15 protein-coding genes and 1 tRNA gene are annotated in these 17,184 nt (G+C 70.5%); 9 read left to right on the forward strand and 7 right to left on the reverse strand.

What is annotated here, in order from left to right:
• Positions 1 to 2 precede the first annotated feature (2 nt).
• From efeB to ACF1G2_RS22730, 4 genes are all read left to right on the forward strand, one after another.
• Positions 3 to 1,283, forward strand: coding sequence for an iron uptake transporter deferrochelatase/peroxidase subunit (gene efeB / locus ACF1G2_RS22715; protein WP_391800002.1), 1,281 nt, complete (start codon positions 3 to 5; stop codon positions 1,281 to 1,283).
• Between the two features lie 27 nt (positions 1,284 to 1,310).
• The gene (gene pheA / locus ACF1G2_RS22720) at positions 1,311 to 2,246 is read left to right on the forward strand and encodes a prephenate dehydratase (protein WP_391800003.1); all 936 of its coding nucleotides are present in this window, start codon (positions 1,311 to 1,313) and stop codon (positions 2,244 to 2,246) included.
• A 562-nt stretch (positions 2,247 to 2,808) separates the two neighbouring features.
• Positions 2,809 to 4,098: a serine--tRNA ligase gene (gene serS, locus ACF1G2_RS22725; protein WP_391800004.1), complete on the forward strand. Its 1,290-nt coding sequence runs from the start codon at positions 2,809 to 2,811 to the stop codon at positions 4,096 to 4,098.
• On the forward strand, positions 4,095 to 4,901 hold the full coding sequence (locus tag ACF1G2_RS22730; protein ID WP_391800005.1) for an HAD family hydrolase: 807 nt from the start codon (positions 4,095 to 4,097) through the stop codon (positions 4,899 to 4,901). Before serS ends, ACF1G2_RS22730 begins: the two co-directional genes overlap by 4 nt.
• Before the next feature lie 90 nt (positions 4,902 to 4,991).
• Here the strand turns inward: ACF1G2_RS22730 and ACF1G2_RS22735 are convergent.
• The 3 genes from ACF1G2_RS22735 to lpdA form a co-directional block, all read right to left on the reverse strand.
• Positions 4,992 to 5,076, reverse strand: a tRNA-Ser gene (locus ACF1G2_RS22735).
• Between the two features lie 186 nt (positions 5,077 to 5,262).
• The gene (locus ACF1G2_RS22740) at positions 5,263 to 5,880 is read right to left on the reverse strand and encodes a rhomboid-like protein (protein ID WP_391800006.1); all 618 of its coding nucleotides are present in this window, start codon (positions 5,878 to 5,880) and stop codon (positions 5,263 to 5,265) included.
• Between the two features lie 104 nt (positions 5,881 to 5,984).
• Positions 5,985 to 7,388, reverse strand: coding sequence for a dihydrolipoyl dehydrogenase (lpdA, locus tag ACF1G2_RS22745; RefSeq protein WP_391800007.1), 1,404 nt, complete (start codon positions 7,386 to 7,388; stop codon positions 5,985 to 5,987).
• A 130-nt stretch (positions 7,389 to 7,518) separates the two neighbouring features.
• Between lpdA and ACF1G2_RS22750 the strand changes: the two genes are divergently transcribed.
• Both ACF1G2_RS22750 and ACF1G2_RS22755 read left to right on the forward strand, forming a co-directional pair.
• Positions 7,519 to 8,199, forward strand: coding sequence for a FadR/GntR family transcriptional regulator (locus tag ACF1G2_RS22750; RefSeq protein WP_391800215.1), 681 nt, complete (start codon positions 7,519 to 7,521; stop codon positions 8,197 to 8,199).
• Positions 8,200 to 8,255: 56 nt separating this feature from the next.
• Positions 8,256 to 9,572 carry an MFS transporter gene (locus ACF1G2_RS22755; protein ID WP_391800216.1) on the forward strand — a complete coding sequence of 439 codons (1,317 nt, stop codon included), beginning with the start codon at positions 8,256 to 8,258 and terminating at the stop codon, positions 9,570 to 9,572.
• 90 nt (positions 9,573 to 9,662) lie between these two features.
• On the opposite strand, the gene ACF1G2_RS22760 is transcribed toward ACF1G2_RS22755, so the two are convergent.
• The 4 genes from ACF1G2_RS22760 to ACF1G2_RS22775 are packed head-to-tail and all read right to left on the reverse strand — an operon-like array spanning position 9,663 to position 13,160.
• Positions 9,663 to 10,382 carry an ABC transporter permease subunit gene (locus tag ACF1G2_RS22760; RefSeq protein WP_391800008.1) on the reverse strand — a complete coding sequence of 240 codons (720 nt, stop codon included), beginning with the start codon at positions 10,380 to 10,382 and terminating at the stop codon, positions 9,663 to 9,665.
• A gap of 14 nt (positions 10,383 to 10,396) precedes the next feature.
• The gene (locus ACF1G2_RS22765) at positions 10,397 to 11,308 is read right to left on the reverse strand and encodes an ABC transporter ATP-binding protein (RefSeq protein ID WP_352188592.1); all 912 of its coding nucleotides are present in this window, start codon (positions 11,306 to 11,308) and stop codon (positions 10,397 to 10,399) included.
• On the reverse strand, positions 11,305 to 12,201 hold the full coding sequence (locus ACF1G2_RS22770) for an ABC transporter permease (protein WP_391800009.1): 897 nt from the start codon (positions 12,199 to 12,201) through the stop codon (positions 11,305 to 11,307). Before ACF1G2_RS22770 ends, ACF1G2_RS22765 begins: the two co-directional genes overlap by 4 nt.
• Complete coding sequence (locus tag ACF1G2_RS22775) at positions 12,198 to 13,160, reverse strand: ABC transporter ATP-binding protein (protein ID WP_391800217.1); 963 nt, start codon at positions 13,158 to 13,160, stop codon at positions 12,198 to 12,200. The genes ACF1G2_RS22770 and ACF1G2_RS22775 overlap by 4 nt, the downstream gene beginning before the upstream one ends.
• 250 nt (positions 13,161 to 13,410) lie before the next feature.
• Here ACF1G2_RS22775 and ACF1G2_RS22780 point away from each other — a divergent pair, with 250 nt between their 5' ends.
• From ACF1G2_RS22780 to ACF1G2_RS22790, 3 genes are all read left to right on the forward strand, one after another.
• A complete protein-coding gene (locus tag ACF1G2_RS22780) occupies positions 13,411 to 14,262 on the forward strand; it encodes a M24 family metallopeptidase (RefSeq protein ID WP_391800010.1) in 852 nt (283 codons plus the stop codon).
• Positions 14,259 to 16,040 (forward strand): SDR family oxidoreductase, encoded by a 1,782-nt coding sequence (locus tag ACF1G2_RS22785; protein ID WP_391800011.1) that lies wholly within the window; start codon positions 14,259 to 14,261, stop codon positions 16,038 to 16,040. Before ACF1G2_RS22780 ends, ACF1G2_RS22785 begins: the two co-directional genes overlap by 4 nt.
• Before the next feature lie 100 nt (positions 16,041 to 16,140).
• Entirely contained in the window at positions 16,141 to 17,118 is a 978-nt protein-coding gene (locus ACF1G2_RS22790) for a MerR family transcriptional regulator (protein WP_391800012.1), read from the forward strand.
• Positions 17,119 to 17,184 lie beyond the last annotated feature (66 nt).

Genomic DNA, 17,184 nt, shown 5'->3' on the forward strand with positions numbered 1-17,184 from the left:
ACGTGAGCAACGACGACAACCTTGAACTCTCCCGGCGGCGGCTTCTCGGCACGGTCGGCGCGGCGGGCGCGGCCGGCCTCGCACTCGGCGCGGCCGGCGGTACCGGGGTGTACGCGGCGGTCGCCGACTCCGGCACGTCCGCTTCGTCCGCCGGCGACGGAACGGCACTGGCGACGGTCGGCTCGACCCGGGCGATGTTTCACGGGAAACATCAGGCGGGGATCACCACTCCGCTTCAGGCGAGGGGCCATCTGATCGCCTTCGACCTCGCGCCCGGAGCCGGCCGCAAGGAGGCCGCCGCGCTGCTGCGCCGCTGGTCGGCGACGGCCAAGGCCCTGATGGCGGGCGAACCATCGACCGACGACACCGGCATCGCCCTGGACGCCGGCCCCTCCTCCCTGACGGTCACCTTCGGCTTCGGTCACTCCTTCTTCGGCCGTACCGGACTCACCGGCCGCCGCCCCGCGCAGCTCGACGCTCTGCCCGCCTTCTCCGCCGACGCCCTCGACCCCAAGCGGTCCGAGGGGGACCTCTGGGTGCAGATCGGCGCCGATGACGCGCTGGTCGCCTTCCACGCGCTGCGCGCCCTGCAGAAGGACGCCGGCTCGGCCGCCACCGTCCGCTGGCAGATGAACGGCTTCAACCGGTCCGCGGGCGCCACGGCCCGGCCGATGACCGCCCGCAACCTGATGGGCCAGGTGGACGGAACCGGCAACCCCAAGCCGTCCGACCCCGACTTCGACCAGCGGATCTTCGTCCCCGCCGGGGGCGGCACCGGCGCGTCCGGAGCGCAGGAGTGGATGGTCGGGGGCTCGTACGCGGTCGTCCGCCGGATCCGCATGCTGCTCGACGACTGGGAGAAGCTCCCCCTCGACAAGCAGGAGAAGGTCATCGGCCGCCGCAAGTCCGACGGCGCCCCGCTCACCGGAGGGTCCGAGACCACCGAACTCGACCTCGACAGGACCGGACCCGACGGCAAGCTCGTGATCCCGGACAACGCCCACTCCCGGATCTCCGCCCCCGAACAGAACGGCGGAGCCGCCATGCTGCGCCGCCCGTTCTCCTTCCACGACGGCATCGCGCCCGACGGCACCCCCGACGCCGGGCTGCTCTTCATCTGCTGGCAGGCAGACCCGCTCAGGGGCTTCGTGCCCGTCCAGCGCAAGCTCGACCGGGGCGACGCGCTCTCCCCTTTCCTCCGGCACGAGGCGAGCGGTCTCTTCGCCGTACCGGGCGGGGCGGCGGAGGGCGAGTACGTGGGCCAGCGGCTTCTGGAGTCCTGAAAGCCGGGCGCCTATTAGGGTGACCGTATGTCAGCCACCCGGTATACGTATCTCGGCCCCGAAGGCACGTTCACGGAGGCCGCGCTGCGTACGCTGCCCGAGGCCGCGACCAGGGAGCTCGTCCCGATGGTCTCCGTCCCCGCCGCGCTGGACGCCGTACGCAACGGAGAGGCGGCCGCCGCTCTCGTACCGATCGAGAACTCGGTGGAGGGTGGCGTCACCGCGACGCTGGACGAACTGGCCTCCGGCGAACCGCTGATGATCTATCGCGAGGTGGTCCTGCCGATCGCCTTCGCCCTGCTCGTCCGGCCGGGCACCGAGCTGTCCGCGATCAAGACGGTCACCGGTCACCCCGTGGCGCAGCCGCAGGTGCGGAACTGGCTGCGCGGCCACCTGCCCGAGGCCCTGTGGGAGTCGGCGGCCTCGAACGCGGACGGGGCCAGACTGGTGCAGGAGGGCCGGTTCGACGCCGCCTTCGCCGGCGAGTTCGCGGCGGCGACCTACGGCCTGGAGGCCCTGGTCACCGAGATCCACGACGCGGAGAACGCCGAGACCCGGTTCGTCCTGGTGGGCCGTCCGGCCCGGCCCGCGGCGCCGACGGGCGCGGACAAGACGTCGCTGGTGCTGTGGCTGGGTGATGACCATCCGGGTGCCCTCCTTGAGCTGCTGCAGGAATTCGCGGTGCGCGGGGTGAACCTGATGCTGATCCAGTCCCGTCCGACGGGCGCGGGGATCGGCAACTACTGCTTCGCCGTGGACGCCGAGGGCCATGTCTCGGACCGGCGCGTGGGTGAGGCGCTCATGGGTCTGAAGCGGATCTGCCCGAAGGTGCGGTTCCTCGGTTCGTACCCGCGTGCGGGCGTGGCGGCGGAGGACGTACGAGCGCTGCGGCGCGGTACGTCGGACGCGGAGTTCATGGCGGCCTCCGATTGGCTGGCGAGGGCCCAGGACGGTCGGGCCTGACCTGATCGTGCCCCACCGCCTCCATCACCGGAGGCGGTCGTCCACAGGTGCGAACCATCGGTCCTACCTGCATATTTTCCTTCCGCGCACATAGTTATCCACAGGCTGCGCGCTCGACCTGGGGACAAGTCGATATGGCTGGGGAGTGAGGTCGACAAATCGCTCCGGTCGGCTCCCGGTCACCCACAGGGCGCAGCCCGCCTGCCGTCACCCCCATTCCGTTGATCAACTCTTTAGGGCGAGTGAGAACGAGGAATTCCCACCCGGAAGAGTGCCGGGGGGTGGTTTGATCATGATTGCGCCCAGGAATTCGTTCACCATCCACAGAAGTTCCGCACAGCCTGTGGAAAACTCCGTCGGGTCGGCATCCGCTGTGGAGGAGTCCGTGTCCCCGCAGGGCGGTTCGGTCAGCGGCGCGCACCGGTCCGCCCCTTTTCGGGGGCCCCTGTCCTGTTTATTGACGAATAGGGGGAGCATTTCCCAATACCGGCAATTCGGGCATAGCGACACGCACGGCTATATCGGGTGGGGTGGGGCGAGCACGCACCGGTAGCCTGGTGGGGTGATTGACCTTCGCCTGCTCCGTGAGGACCCCGACCGTGTTCGCGCCTCCCAGCGCGCCCGTGGAGAGGACGTCGAGCTCGTCGACGCCCTGCTCTCCGCCGATGAGCGGCGCAGGTCGTCCGGCGTCCGCTTCGACGAGCTCCGATCCGAGCAGAAGGCGCTCGGCAAGCTGATCCCCAAGGCCTCCCCCGAGGAGCGCGTCGAGCTCCTGCAGAAGGCGGAGCAGCTCAAGACCGACGTCAAGGCCGCCGAGGCCGAGCAGAACGAGGCCGACGAGACGGCCCGCGCGCTCCTGCTCCAGCTCGGCAACATCGTCCACACGGACGTGCCCGTCGGCGGCGAGGAGGACTTCGTCGTCCTGGAGACGCACGGCACGATCCGCGACTTCGCGGCCGAGGGCTTCGAGCCCAAGGACCACCTGGAGCTGGGCGAGGCACTCGGCGCCATCGACGTCGAGCGGGGCGCCAAGGTCTCCGGCTCGCGCTTCTACTACCTGACGGGCGTCGGCGCCCTGCTGGAGCTCGCCCTCGTCAACGCGGCGATCGCGCAGGCGACCGAGGCCGGGTTCATCCCGATGCTGACGCCGGCGCTGGTCCGCCCGCGCGCCATGGAGGGCACCGGCTTCCTCGGCCAGGCCGCGGAGAACGTGTACCACCTGGAGAAGGACGACTTCTACCTCGTCGGTACGTCCGAGGTGCCGCTCGCCGCGTACCACATGGACGAGATCATCGACGCGGACAAGCTCCCGCTGCGCTACGCCGGCTTCTCGCCGTGCTTCCGCCGCGAGGCCGGCACGTACGGCAAGGACACCCGGGGCATCTTCCGGGTCCACCAGTTCGACAAGGTCGAGATGTTCTCGTACGTCGCCCCTGAGGACGCCGAGAACGAGCACAAGCGGCTCCTGGAGTGGGAGAAGCAGTGGCTGACCAGCCTTGAGCTGCCCTTCCAGGTCATCGACGTGGCCACCGGCGACCTCGGCTCCTCCGCGTCGCGCAAGTTCGACTGCGAGGCGTGGATCCCGACGCAGGGCAAGTACCGCGAGCTGACCTCCGCGTCGAACTGCGACGGTTTCCAGGCGCGCCGCCTGTCCGTGCGGATGCGCGACGAGCGGGGCGGCAAGAAGGTCGTCCAGCCTCTGGCGACGCTGAACGGCACCCTGTGCGCCGTACCGCGCACGATCGTGGCGATCCTCGAGAACCACCAGCTCCCGGACGGTTCGGTGCGGGTTCCCGAGGCCCTCCGGCCGTACCTGGGCGGCCGCGAGGTCCTGGAGCCGATCTCCCGGTGAGCTCCTTCCCGTACAAGCTCGTCGCGACGGACCTCGACGGCACGCTGCTGCGCGCCGACGAGTCCGTCTCGGAACGGACGCGTGACGCTCTCGCCGCCGCGGTGGCGGCGGGGGCGGCGCACATCGTCGTCACCGGCCGCTCCGTGCCCTGGACGCGGCACATCCTCGACGACCTCGGTTACGAGGGACTCGCGGTGTGCGGTCAGGGCGCGCAGGTCTATCACGCCGGCGAGCACCGGCTGCTGACCTCGGTGACCCTGGACCGGCAGCTGGCCGGTCTGGCGCTGTCGAAGATCGAGGCCGAGGTGGGGCCGCTGGCCCTGGCGGCGAGCAGGGACGGTCTGGACGGCGAGGTGCTGGTCAGCCCCGACTACCGGGTGCAGGAGGGACCGCTGCCGTACGTGCCCTTCAAGGACCCGGCGGAGCTGTGGTCCGCCCCGCTGAACAAGCTCTACATCCAGCACCCCACGCTGTCGGACGACGAGCTGGCGGGCGCCGCACGGCTCACGGCCGGCAGTCTGGTGGACGTGGTCATGGCGGGCCCGGGGATCGTGGAGATCCTGCCGCTGGGCCTGAGCAAGGCCACGGGCCTCTCGCTCGCTGCGCGCAGGCTCGGCGTGAAGGCGGCGGAGACGATCGCCTTCGGCGACATGCCGAACGACATCCCGATGTTCGGCTGGGCGGCGCGGGGTGTGGCGATGGCGAACGCGCACGACTCCCTGAAGGCGGTCGCGGACGAGGTGACGGCCTCGAACGAGGAGGACGGCATCGCGGTGGTGCTGGAGCGCCTGCTGCGGGCGTAGGCGTGAGTGCCGGTGCCGGCGCTGTTCCTGACGCAGGCCCAGTGCACGCGTCGGAGCAGGCGTCGTGCGCACGTCGGAGCGGGCGTTGCGCGGAGGATGCGCGAATCGAACGCGCGCGGGGGTGACCCCGACCATGGCTTAGCAAGCCAGTGCCTTACCGCTCGGCCAATCCTCCGGGTGGGCGGCCTCGCGCGGAGAACCCGCGCGCTCGAAGCGGCCGCCCCGGCGGCGCTAGGGGGCGCCGCCCTGCAGGGAGCTCGACGGACTCGAACTCCGGCTCGAACTGGTGTCGGTCATCGTCGTGCTCCTCCCCGGTCTCGTGGCCGGCCCTGCGGCCTCATGGCGGGCATCTCCCGCACAACTAGTGTGCGCGCGGGGGCGGTTCGGAGGCCACCGGTTTTCCCGGCGGCTCGCCCCACGTCAGCGGCCAGCAGGCCAGCCCGATGGCGAGCGAGATCGCGTGCCCCAGATCCGTGTACGTGTGGCTCGTGAAGAGCGGTACGGCGAAGAAGGTCACCGCTCCCGCCAGATAGAGCCACCGCCACGGCCGCGGGATCCGGTACGTCAGGATCCCGACCGACGCCGCGATCCCGTAGCTGACCCCGATGTCCACCACATGCGCCATGCTGCGCGGCACGTCGTGGTCCTGGATCGCCTCCAGGACGACCTTCTGGCTGATGAGCGTGGCCGCGATGTGCGCCGTGGCGACCGTGACGAGCCAGCGCAGTGTGCCGAGCCAGCGCTCGACGGGCGCGTGGAAGACCTCGAACAGCAGCGCGTACAGCAGGAAGTCCGCCGGGTCCTCGATCCAGAACGCACTGCCGAGCAGCGCCCGGATCGGGTGGTGGGAGAGCTGGTAGAGGTTGCTGCTGTTGCGGTGGAGCAGGTAGTGCTCCACACCGTCGGACGACAGAGCGATGACGATGCTGGTGATCGCGATGACGAGCAGCCACACATGCGTACCGGGTGACGAACGCACCCACGACCTGATCGGTCGGGACGGTTCGCCACCCGGCGTCGCACCACCGGGGAGGGTTTCACTCGGCACGTTTCAGTGCCTATCACCCTGCGCCGGGAGAGTTCTCAGAAATTGATCATGTGTCCGGCAAGACCGTGGATCGCTTCCTTCACGGCCTCGCCCAGCGTCGGGTGCGCGTGGACGTTCCGCGCGACCTCGTGGACCGTCAGGTCCCACTGCTGGGCCAGCGTCAGCTCGGGCAGCAGCTCGGTGACGTCGGGGCCGATCAGGTGGGCGCCGATGATCTCGCCGTACTGCGCGTCGGCGATGATCTTCACGAAGCCGGTGGAGTCGCCGAGGCCGTGCGCCTTGCCGTTCGCGGTGAAGGGGAACTTGGCGACCTTGACGTCGTACCCCTTCTCCCGCGCCTGCGCCTCGGTCCAGCCGAAGCTGGCGATCTGCGGCTGGCAGTAGGTGGCGCGCGGGATCATCGGGTAGTCGAGCTCCATCGTCTCGGCGTCCCCGATGGTCTCGGCGGCGACGACACCCATGGACTCGGCGGTGTGCGCGAGCATCAGCTTCGCGGTCACGTCGCCGATGGCGTAGATGTGCGGCACGTTGGTGCGGCAGCGGCCGTCGACCTCGATCGCGCCGCGCTCGGTGAGCGCCACGCCGGTGGTCTCCAGGCCGAAGCCGGAGATGTTCGGGGCGAAGCCGATGGCCTGCAGGACCTTGTCGGCCTCCAGGACCTTCTGCGCGCCGTCCTTGCCGGTGACGGTGACGCGGACCTGCGGGCCGGACTCGTCGATCGCCTCGACGCGGGTGGAGGTGAGGACGTCGATGCCGAGCTTGCGGTACTGCTTGGCCAGCTCCTTGGAGACGTCCGCGTCCTCCAGCGGCGCGATCCGGTCGAGGAACTCGACGATGGTGACCTTCACGCCGTAGTTGTGCAGGACGTAGGCGAACTCGACGCCGATCGCGCCGGCGCCGGCGATGATGATCGACTGCGGCACGTCCTCGGCGAGGATCTGCTCCTCGTACGTCACGACGCGCTCGCTGCGGGCGGTGCCCGGCAGCAGGCGCGGGGTGGCGCCGGTGGCGATGATGCAGTTGTCGAAGGTGATCGTCTGCGTGGTGCCGTCGGACTTGGCGACCTGCATCGTGTTCGCGTCGACGAACGTGCCGCGGCCGTCGAGCTCCGTGATGCCGTTCTTCTTCATGAGGAAGTGGACGCCCTTGACCCGGCCGTCCGCGACCGTCCGGCTGCGGCTGAACGCCTCGCCGTAGTCGAAGGAGACCGTGCCGTCGACCTTGATGCCGAAGGTCTTGGCCTCGTGGTTGAAGATGTGGGCGAGTTCGGCGTTGCGCAGCAGCGCCTTGGTGGGGATGCAGCCGACGTTCAGGCAGACACCGCCCCAGTACTTCTCTTCGACGACCGCGACCCGCTTGCCCAGCTGGGCGGCGCGGATGGCGGCGACGTAGCCGCCGGGGCCAGCTCCGAGTACGACGACGTCGAAGCGGTCTGACATGACTGACTCCCGAGGGTGGTGAGGGTGTTCGTGTCCCGTACGGAGCCACAGTAGTCCGGCGCTCCCCGGAGGGCCCCGAGAGTCAGTTGTAGGATGACTGGGCAACCGGGCCAATCGAGGTGGAGTGATGATGGCGCTCAAGGCGGCGGGGCGTACCTCGCTGGTGGATTCGGTGGTCGAGCAGCTGCGGGAGCAGCTCGCGCAGGGCGAGTGGGCGGTCGGCGACCGCATCCCCACCGAGCACGAGCTCGCCGAACAGCTCGGCGTCGGCCGGAACACCGTCCGTGAGGCGGTCCGGGTCCTGGTCCACGCGGGCCTCCTCGCCTCGCGCCAGGGCAACGGCACGTTCGTCCGCTCGACCGCCGACCCCGCGGCCGTCCTGCGCGGGGTCCGCCATGCCGGCGCGCGGGACGTCCTGGAGCTGCGGGTCGCGCTGGAGGCGGAGGCCGCGCGCCTCGCGGCGGTACGGCGGGACACCCACGACCTGCTGCGGTTGCGGGCCGCCCTCACGACCCTCCGCGAGGAGGGCGACCGCGACGCGGACGCGGACCTGGCCTTTCACCTGGCCGTCGTCGCGGCCACGCACAACACGGCTTTCGGCGAGGTGTACCGCTTCTTCTCCACTCAGGTGCACGAGGTGCTCGTCGAGGCACTCGGCGACCGGGAGATGCCGCCCGTCGACATCGACGCGCACGAGGCGCTGATCGCGGCGATCGAGTCGGGGGACGCGGACGCGGCGGAGGCACAGGCCCGCGAGCTGCTGCGCGTACCGATGGAGACGGTGACGGCTCTGACGGGGGAGTCGCGGTGAGGCCGGAGTCCGGACGCCCGGCCCTCGGCGCGCCGAGCGGGGACGCCGGGACGACCGTGGTCCCCAGGGCGACCGGGGTCACCGAGGCCCTGGCGACCGATGCCCCGGCGACCGCGGGGCGCCGCGCACGGCTCGCCCACCCGCTGCTGCTCATGACCGCGATCGTGCTCGCATCCCTCAACATGCGGGCCGCGCTGGCGAGCGTGGCTCCCCTGGTGGGGGAGATCGCGGAGCAGTACGGCCTGTCGTCCACGGCCAGTTCGCTGGTGACCTCCGTGCCGGTCCTCTTCCTGGGGGCGGGTGCGCTGGTCGCGCCGTGGCTGGGGCGGCGCTTCGGTGTCGAACCGGTCCTGCTCGCGGCGCTCGTGCTGCTCGGCGCCGGCATCCTGGTGCGCGTCCTGCCGTCGGTGTACGCGCTGTACGGCGGCGGTGTCCTGGTCGGTACGGCCATCGCCCTGCTCAACGTGTTGATGCCGGGCCTCATCAAGCGTGACTTCCCCGACCGTGCCGCGCCGATGACCTCGCTCTACACGGGCGCGATGATCGCGGGCGCGACGGTGGTCGCGGCGGCATCGGTGCCGCTGGAGGATGCCTTCGGCGGGAGCTGGGAGGCCTCGCTCGCCTTCTGGTCGCTGCTGGCGGCGCTCGCCGCGGTGGCCTGGCTGCCGCAGGTGCTGCTCGCCAAGGGCCGTACGGGACAGGCGGGACAGGCGGAACAGGCAGGACGGGCGGAACAGGCGGGGCGGGGCCGTCGTCCGCACGATGGGCCTGGGGCCCTATCCGTGGTGGCGGCGGCGCCCGCGCGGAGCGTCTGGCGCTCGGCGCTCGCCTGGCAGGTGACCCTTTTCATGGGCCTGCAGTCCCTGTGGACGTACGTCCTGATCGCCTGGATGCCGACGATCTTCACGGACCACGGCATGAGCCGGTCCACGGCCGGTGTCATGTTCGCCTTCAACACCCTGACCCAGGTGGCGGGGGCCTTCGCGGTGCCGCTGCTCGCGGGCCGGATGCGGAGTCAGCGCCCGCTGGTCGTCCTGGTCACGACGCTGGTCGCGGCGGGTTACGCGGGGCTGCTGGCCGCGCCCGTGCAGGGCGCCTGGCTGTGGTCCGCGCTTCTCGGCGTCGGACAGGGCGGAGGCGTCGGACTCGCCCTCACCCTGATCGTGCTGCGGGCCGGGGACGCGGTGACCGCGTCCCGGCTCTCGGGGATGGCCCAGACGGTCGGCTATCTGCTGGCGGCGGCCGGGCCGCTGGTCGCCGGCGCGGTGCACCAGGCGACCGGCTCATGGACGGTGCCGATCGTCCTGGTCCTGGGAGTCTGCGCGACCGCCCTGGTGGTGGGCCTCCTCGCGGCCGGGGACCGCAAGGTCTGACCCACCGCAGGCCGCGAACGTGACCCCCGGGAAGCGGCGCACCGGCCCCTTCGGGGCTCCGGTGCGCCGCTTGCTCGTGCTCTCCTCGTCCTACTCCTCGCCCGCCAGCTTCAGCGTCCGCAGCTTCTGGCCCGCGTACCAGGTCGCCAGGACCGTCACGCCGATCAGCAGCGACACCGCCGTCGCCAGGCCGACGTCCGAGGTGATCAGACCCTCGCCGCTGACCTTCTGGGCGACCGCGAGCGACCACTGCTGCACGCTCAGCGTCTTCGCTCCGGAGATCAGCGAGCCGAACAGGGCCTCCCAGACCAGTGCGTAGACCAGCCCGATGACCACCGCATGGCGGCTGACCGTGCCCAGCAGCAGAAAGAGCGCGCTGTACGCGATGGAGGCGACCAGCGCCGCGACGGTGTACGCCACCGCCACCTGCTGGCCGTTGCCGTTGAGGATCATGCCGGCGACGAAGGTCGGCACCGCCGAGAAGACCATCGTCACGGCGATCGCGACGATCAGCTTGGTGAAGATGATCGACGGCCGTTTCACCGGCTTGGACAGCAGATAGACGATCGAGCCGTCGTCGATCTCCGGGCCGATCGCGCCCGTTCCGGCGATGACACCGATCAGCGGCACCATCGTGGCGAGCGCGAAGCCGCCGAGGACATCGGCCGCGACCTGGTCGTCAGCGCCGTTGAACACCCGTACCGCCGCGGCGATCGCCAGCAGGAGCGCGGGCAGCAGGAAGAGGATCAGCGCCCGCCGGCGGCCGAGGAGGGCCCGGTAGGTGAGCCGGGCGACTGTGGGGTTGTACATCGGTCAGGCTCCTTTCAGGCCGCTACGAGGTACGAGAAGACCGATTCGAGGGACTCGTCCGAGGGCGAGACCGTCAGCAGCCGGATCCCCTGCGCCCGGGCGACCCGGGGCAGCAGCTCCGTGAAGCGGCCGAAGTCCACCGCCTGGATGCGCAGGGCGCCTTCGGCGAGGTCGACCTCGATGCCGGAGGTGGACGGGTCGGCGATCAGCGCGGCCGCGAGCGCCCGGTCGTCGCTGGACCGTACGAGATAGCGGTGCGGCCGGTCCGTCATCAGTCGGCGGATCTTGCGGAAGTCGCCGGAGGCGGCGTGCCGCCCGGCCACGATCACCTCGATGTGCGAGGCGAGCTGCTCGACCTCCTCCAGGATGTGCGAGGAGAAGAGCACCGTGCGCCCCGCGGAGCCCATGCGGCGCAGCAGGTCCATCAGCTGCATCCGCTGACGCGGGTCCATGCCGTTGAACGGCTCGTCCAGCAGGAGCACCGACGGGTCGTGGACGAGGGCGGAGGCCATCTTCACGCGCTGGCGCATGCCCTTGCTGTACGTCGCGATCTTTCGGTCCTGCGCGTACTCCATCTCGACCGTGGCGAGCGCGGCCTGGGCCTCCTTGTCCCCCAGCCCCTGCAACTCGGCGTTGGCGACGACGAACTCACGGCCGGTGAGGAAGTCGTACATCGCCTCCCGCTCGGGCACGACGCCGATCTGCCGGTAGACGGACTCGTTGCGCCAGATCGCCGCCCCGTCGAGGGTGACCGTGCCCGTGGAGGGGGCGAGGAAGCCGCCCATCATGTTGATGAGGGTGGACTTCCCGGCGCCGTTGGGGCCGAGGAGGCCGGTGACGCCCGGGCCGATCGTCATCGTGACGTCGTTGACGGCCACGACGTTGCCGAACCACCGCGAGGTGTGGTCGATGTTGAGCGTTGTCACAGCCCGACCTTTCGGTAGCGGCGCATCAGGACTCCGTACGAGCCGGCGATCAGCGCGAGGACGACCAGCAGATAGATCACGCCGACCGCGGTGCCGGGCGCGGCGGCCTCCCCGCCGGGGGCGGCGGTGGGCGCGCCGAGGAAGGCGTCCTGCACTCCGCCGATGAGGGTGATCGGCGAGAACAGGCCGATCCACTTGACGGCGCCGACGTTGTCCGTGCCGTAGGCGATGCCCTGGAGGGTGGAGACCGCTCCGTAGGAGATCACCAGGACGGCGATGACGGCGGCGACGCCGAAGCCGCGGCGCGGGGTGAGCGCGGCCATGACGAGGCCGATGCCGCCGAAGAGCAGCGAGAGGAGCGTCACGGAGACGAGGCCCTGGCCCAGCATCTGCGTCTGCTCGGCGAAGTCCATCTTGGCGAGCAGCGAGCCGATCCAGAGGATCAGCAGCGGGGAGACGGTGAGGATGAACATCGCGGAGGCCATCGCGCCGTACTTGGCGACCACGTAGTCCACGCGCTCGATGGGGCGGGCGAAGTAGAGCGGCATCGTGCGGAACCGCAGGTCGCGGGAGACCGACTGCGGTGCCTGCGCGGCCAGGAAGATGGCGATCACCATCTGGAGGAAGATCGCGTACTGGGTGTACTCGATCGGCAGCTTCGACGACTTGGTGACGACCGCGACGGCGACGATGATCAGCGCGGGCACGCACATCACCGCGAACAGCAGCATCGGCAGCACCTTGGACTTCGCGCTGCGACCCAGTCCGTACGCTCCGCGCAGCGACTGGGAGAAGAGCGCACGGCGCGCGTAGGCGCGGCCGAGGCGCGGCCCGTCGTAGTTGCGGTAGCCGATGTTGTGGATCTGCGTGGTCTCGGGGGCCTGGGAGCTCATCGCGCCGGCACCTCCTCCTGCTGCTGGGCGTCGGGGCGGAAGACCTCGGCGATGTGGTGCCGCCGCTGCTCCATCCGTACGAGACCGAGGCCGAGGTCGGCGACGGTGTCGCGGACGAGGTCGTACGTCTCCTCGCCCACGGCCTCCACCAGGAGGATGTGGCCTGCGCCGGGCAGCCCGTCCTCGAGCCCCTCGTGGAGGGTGACGCCCGCGGCGGCGAGCGCGGTGCGCAGCGCCTGGGAGCCGTCGGGGTGGGAGTCGGAGTCGGTGACCTCGACCGCGAGGGTCGTGGTGATCTGGGTGAAGTCGCTGGTGGAGCTGGAGCGCAGCAGCCGGCCGCCGTCGATGACGACGACGTGGTCGCAGGTCCGCTCCAGCTCGCCGAGGAGATGGGAGGTGACGAGCACGGAGATGCCGAAGTCGGTCCAGATCCGGCGGATCAGGCCGAGCATCTCGTCGCGGCCGACCGGGTCGAGGCCGTTGGTCGGCTCGTCGAGGAGGACCAGCTGCGGGTCGTGGACCAGCGCCTGGGCCAGCTTCACCCGCTGCTTCATACCGGTCGAGTAGCCGCCGATGGGGCGGTACCGCTCCTCGTACAGACCGACGTGGCGCAGGGTGTCGGCCGTCCGCTCGCGGGCGGCGGTGGCGGGCAGGCCCGACATCCGCGCCATGTGGACGACGAACTCGGTCGCCGAGACGTCCGGCGGGAGGCAGTCGTGCTCGGGCATGTACCCCACCCGTTCACGGATCTGCGCGCCGGAGGTGGCGACGTCCAGGCCGAGCACGTGGGCGCTGCCCTCCGTGGCGGGGGACAGGCCCAGGAGAATTTTGATCATCGTGGACTTGCCGGCTCCGTTGGCACCCACCAGTCCGGTCACACCGGGCCCGATGTCCAGGGAGAGCCGGTCGAGAGCGGTCACCCGGGGGAACCGCTTGCTGAGGCTTTCGGTGGCGATCACAGTCACGGTTCGACGGTAGTGGCGCGCGCCACAGGAGTCGTCAGCCCAACGGCTCGATCCTTGTACGACTCCAGGCGTACAGATCCTTAGGGGAAGTCGAGACCAAAGTCTTTCCGCGAGCGCCCCCGACGAGTTTTCCACAGGCGCCCTGCACACCTCTTGACGTAGCCGCCGGGCATTGTCACATTCATCAGTGTCAAGTTACGACCACGTAGCGCACACACGGATGTTCATGGGACGGACGGGTGGCATGGCCTCAGCAGTGACAAGCGAACTGACCGCGGAGCTGCGCGGGTTCCGGGAAGTGCAGCGTCTCTCGTACGAGTGCGCGGAGGCCGTCGCGGGGCAGCTCAGGCCGGGCGTGACCGAGCGCGAGGCCGCGAGGATGCAGCGCGACTGGCTGTACGAGCGGGGGGTCAGGGACTGGTTCCACCGGCCGTTCGCATGGTTCGGCGACCGCACGGCCTTCGTCGACTTCAAGATCCCGCTGCAGTTCTTCCCCACGAACCGGCGGCTCGAAGCGGGGATGCCGTTCATCCTCGACATGGCCCCCGTGTACAAGGGCTACACCTCGGACATCGGCTACTCCGGCTGTCTGGGCCTGAACCCGGTCCACGACAAGCTCCTCGCCGACCTCCGGGCCCACCGCGATCTGATCCTGGCCGAGGTGCGCGAGCGCCGCTCGCTGCGGGAGATCTACGAGGACGTGGACCGGCTCATGGTCCGCCAGGGATACGCCAACCGGCACCGCGCGTATCCCTTCGGAGTGATCGCCCACAAGATCGACCGGGTCAGGGAGCGCCGCTGGTCCCCCACCCTCTTCGGCTTCGGCACCCAGTCGCTGAAGGGCCTCGTGAGCGACGCGATCCACGGCCACCGAGACGGCTGGTCGCCGCTCTGGTCGCCGTACACGTTCTCCGACCACCCGCCCCGGGCAGGGCTCTGGGCGGTCGAGCCGCACCTCGGATTCCGGGGTACGGGAGCGAAGTTCGAGGAGATCCTCGTCGTCACCGACTCGAAGGATCCCGAGCAGAGCGCTTTCTGGCTGGACGACGACCTGCCGCACGTGCGGCGCTGGAACGAAGAGGGGGCGGCGGCATGACGGCGGCACTGAACGGGGCGCGGGAGCACTGGGTCCGTACGGGCGGGATCGAGCTGTGCGTCGCCGAGCTGGGCGACTCCGCGCGGCCCACCGTCCTGCTCGTGCACGGCTACCCCGACTCCAAGGAGGTCTGGTCGGAGGTGGCCCACCGGCTCGCCGAGCGGTTCCACGTCGTGCTGTACGACATCCGGGGTCACGGACGGTCCACGGCACCCGCTCCGCTGCGCGGCGGTTTCACGCTGGAGAAGCTGACGGACGACTTCCTGGCCGTCGTGGACGCGGTGAGCCCCGACCGGCCCGTGCACCTGGTCGGACACGACTGGGGCTCGGTCCAGTCCTGGGAGTTCGTGACCGTCCCGCGCACCGAAGGCCGCATCGCCTCCTTCACCTCCATGTCCGGCCCGTCCCTCGACCACTTCGGGCACTGGATCAAGCAGCGCATGACCCGGCCCACCCCGCGCAGGGTCGGCCAGCTCCTCGGCCAGGGCGCCAAGTCCTGGTACGTGTACATGCTGCACACCCCCGTCCTGCCCGAGCTGGCCTGGCGTGGACCGCTCGGCAAGCGGTGGCCCAAGCTTCTGGAGCGCGTCGAGAAGGTCCCGAGCGGCGACTATCCGACGCCCTCGCTGCCCGAGGACGCCGCGCACGGTGCCTGGCTCTACCGGGACAACGTCCGCTCCCGGCTGAGCCGGCCGCGCGCCGACGCGTACGCCCACGCGCCCGTGCAGCTGATCACGCCCACCGGCGACGCGTTCCTGTCCGAGCGGCTCTACGACGACCTCGCCGCGTGGGTCCCGGACCTGACCCGGCGCTCCCTGCCGGCCAAGCACTGGGTCGCGCGCACCCGGCCCGACCAACTGGCTTCCTGGATCACCGAGTTCGTCCGGGCGAACGAGGATCCGGCCACCAGGGCACCGAGCACAGCCGCGAAGAGCACGGCCGATCCCGTGTACGCCGAGCGGTTCGGCGGCCAGCTGGTGCTGGTCACGGGCGCGGCCAGCGGTATCGGCCGGGCCACCGCGTTCGCCTTCGCCGAGGCCGGCGCGAGGGTCGTCGCCGTCGACCGGGACGGCGAGGGCGCGGCGCGCACGGCGGAGATGGCCCGGCTCATCGGCGCCCCCGAAGCCTGGGGCGAGACCGTCGACGTCAGTGACGAACAGGCCATGGAGAAGCTCGCGGCGAAGGTCGCGAGCGAGTACGGAATCGTCGACGTCCTCGTGAACAACGCGGGGATAGGCCTCTCGGGCTCGTTCTTCGCCACGACCAGCGAGGACTGGAAGAAGGTCCTCGACGTCAACCTGTGGGGCGTCATCCACGGCTGCCGGATCTTCGGCGGCCAGATGGCCGAGCGCGGCCAGGGCGGCCACATCGTCAACACCGCCTCCGCCGCGGCCTTCCAGCCCTCGCGCGCCCTGCCCGCGTACAGCACGTCGAAGGCGGCTGTGCTCATGCTGAGCGAATGCCTGCGCGCCGAGCTGGCGGACCGGGGCATCGGGGTGTCGGCGATCTGCCCCGGGATCGTGAACACGAACATCACCGCGACGGCCCGGTTCGCCGGTGCCGGCGAGGAGGAGGAGAGGCGCCGCCAGAAGAAGGCCTCCCGGCTCTACGGGCTGCGCAACTACCCGCCGGAGAAGGTCGCGGACGCGATCCTGCGCGCCGTCGTCCGGGATCAGGCCGTCGTCCCCGTGACCCCCGAGGCGCGCGGCGCCCACCTCCTGTCCCGCTTCGCCCCGAAGGCGCTGCGCGCGATAGCCCGGCTGGAGCCGCCGGCATGAGGGCCGGTGCGGGCGCCGGCCGGCGGTCGTACCATCCCTCGCGGGAGAGCTCCCCGCGCAGGACCGCGATCGGGTAGCAGGATCGAGCGTGGGAGTGGGTTTGTCGGAGCAGACAGCGCAGGGAGGCGGGGCCGCCTCGGCACAGGCCTCCCCGGCGGAGTACCGGATCGAGGATCTCGCCCACCGCAGCGGCGCCACGGTCCGGACGATCCGTGCCTACCAGGACCGGGGCCTGCTGCCCCGGCCCGAGCGCCGGGGCAGGTCCAACGTGTACGGGGACACGCATCTGGCCCGGCTGCGGCAGATCGCGGACCTGCTGGACCGGGGCTACACCCTGGCCTCGATCAAGGAGCTCCTGGAGGCCTGGGACGCGGGGCGCGGTCTCGGCGGCGTCCTCGGCCTGGTCGCCGAGGTCGACGGCCCGTGGACGGACGAGGAGGCCGACCGGATCTCCCGTGCGGATCTGGACGCCACCTTCGGCGGCAAGCCCGACGAGGACGCGATCCGCGAGGCGATCGACCTCGGTGTCCTGGAGCGGATCCCGGACCGGGAGGACGAGTTCCTCGTCCCGAGCCCCCAAGAGCTGGCGGTGGCGGCCGAGTTGTACGAGGCGGGCGTCCCGCTCCCTGCGATCTCCGGGCATCTGCGGGAACTTCGCGTCCAGGTCGAGCACATCGCCTCCCGTTTCCTGGAGTTCACGACCGAGCACGTCTTCGCGCGATATCTGGAGCACCGGCCGCCGACGGACTCCGACGCGGTCGAGGCGGCGGCGATGGTACGGCGGCTGAGACCGCTCGCCCAGCAGACCGTGGACGCCGAACTCGCCCGGGCCATGCGCCTGTTCGCCACGCGGCATCTCCAGCACCACCTGTCGCCCGAGCCCCCGCCGGTGCGTGACGAGGAGCCCCGCCCGGTGGTCCTGCCGTCCGGCACGATTCGAGCCGTACAGCGTCTGGTTGGCGCCGAGAACGTGGCCGCCTTCATCGCGGCGGCCGCCGAACGCGAAGTGCAGACAAGGACATTGGACACGCTCGCCTCAAATCACAATGAAAGTGGCGGAGTAGCCCAAATGCACTGATACGGAAGGCTCGTTGTCCACAGAATCGTCAATTCCCCTGTGGATAACTACAGTTCGCTGTGGATC

It is taken from the genome of Streptomyces sp. NPDC013457 (genome assembly GCF_043089925.1).
Taxonomy (GTDB): domain Bacteria; phylum Actinomycetota; class Actinomycetes; order Streptomycetales; family Streptomycetaceae; genus Streptomyces.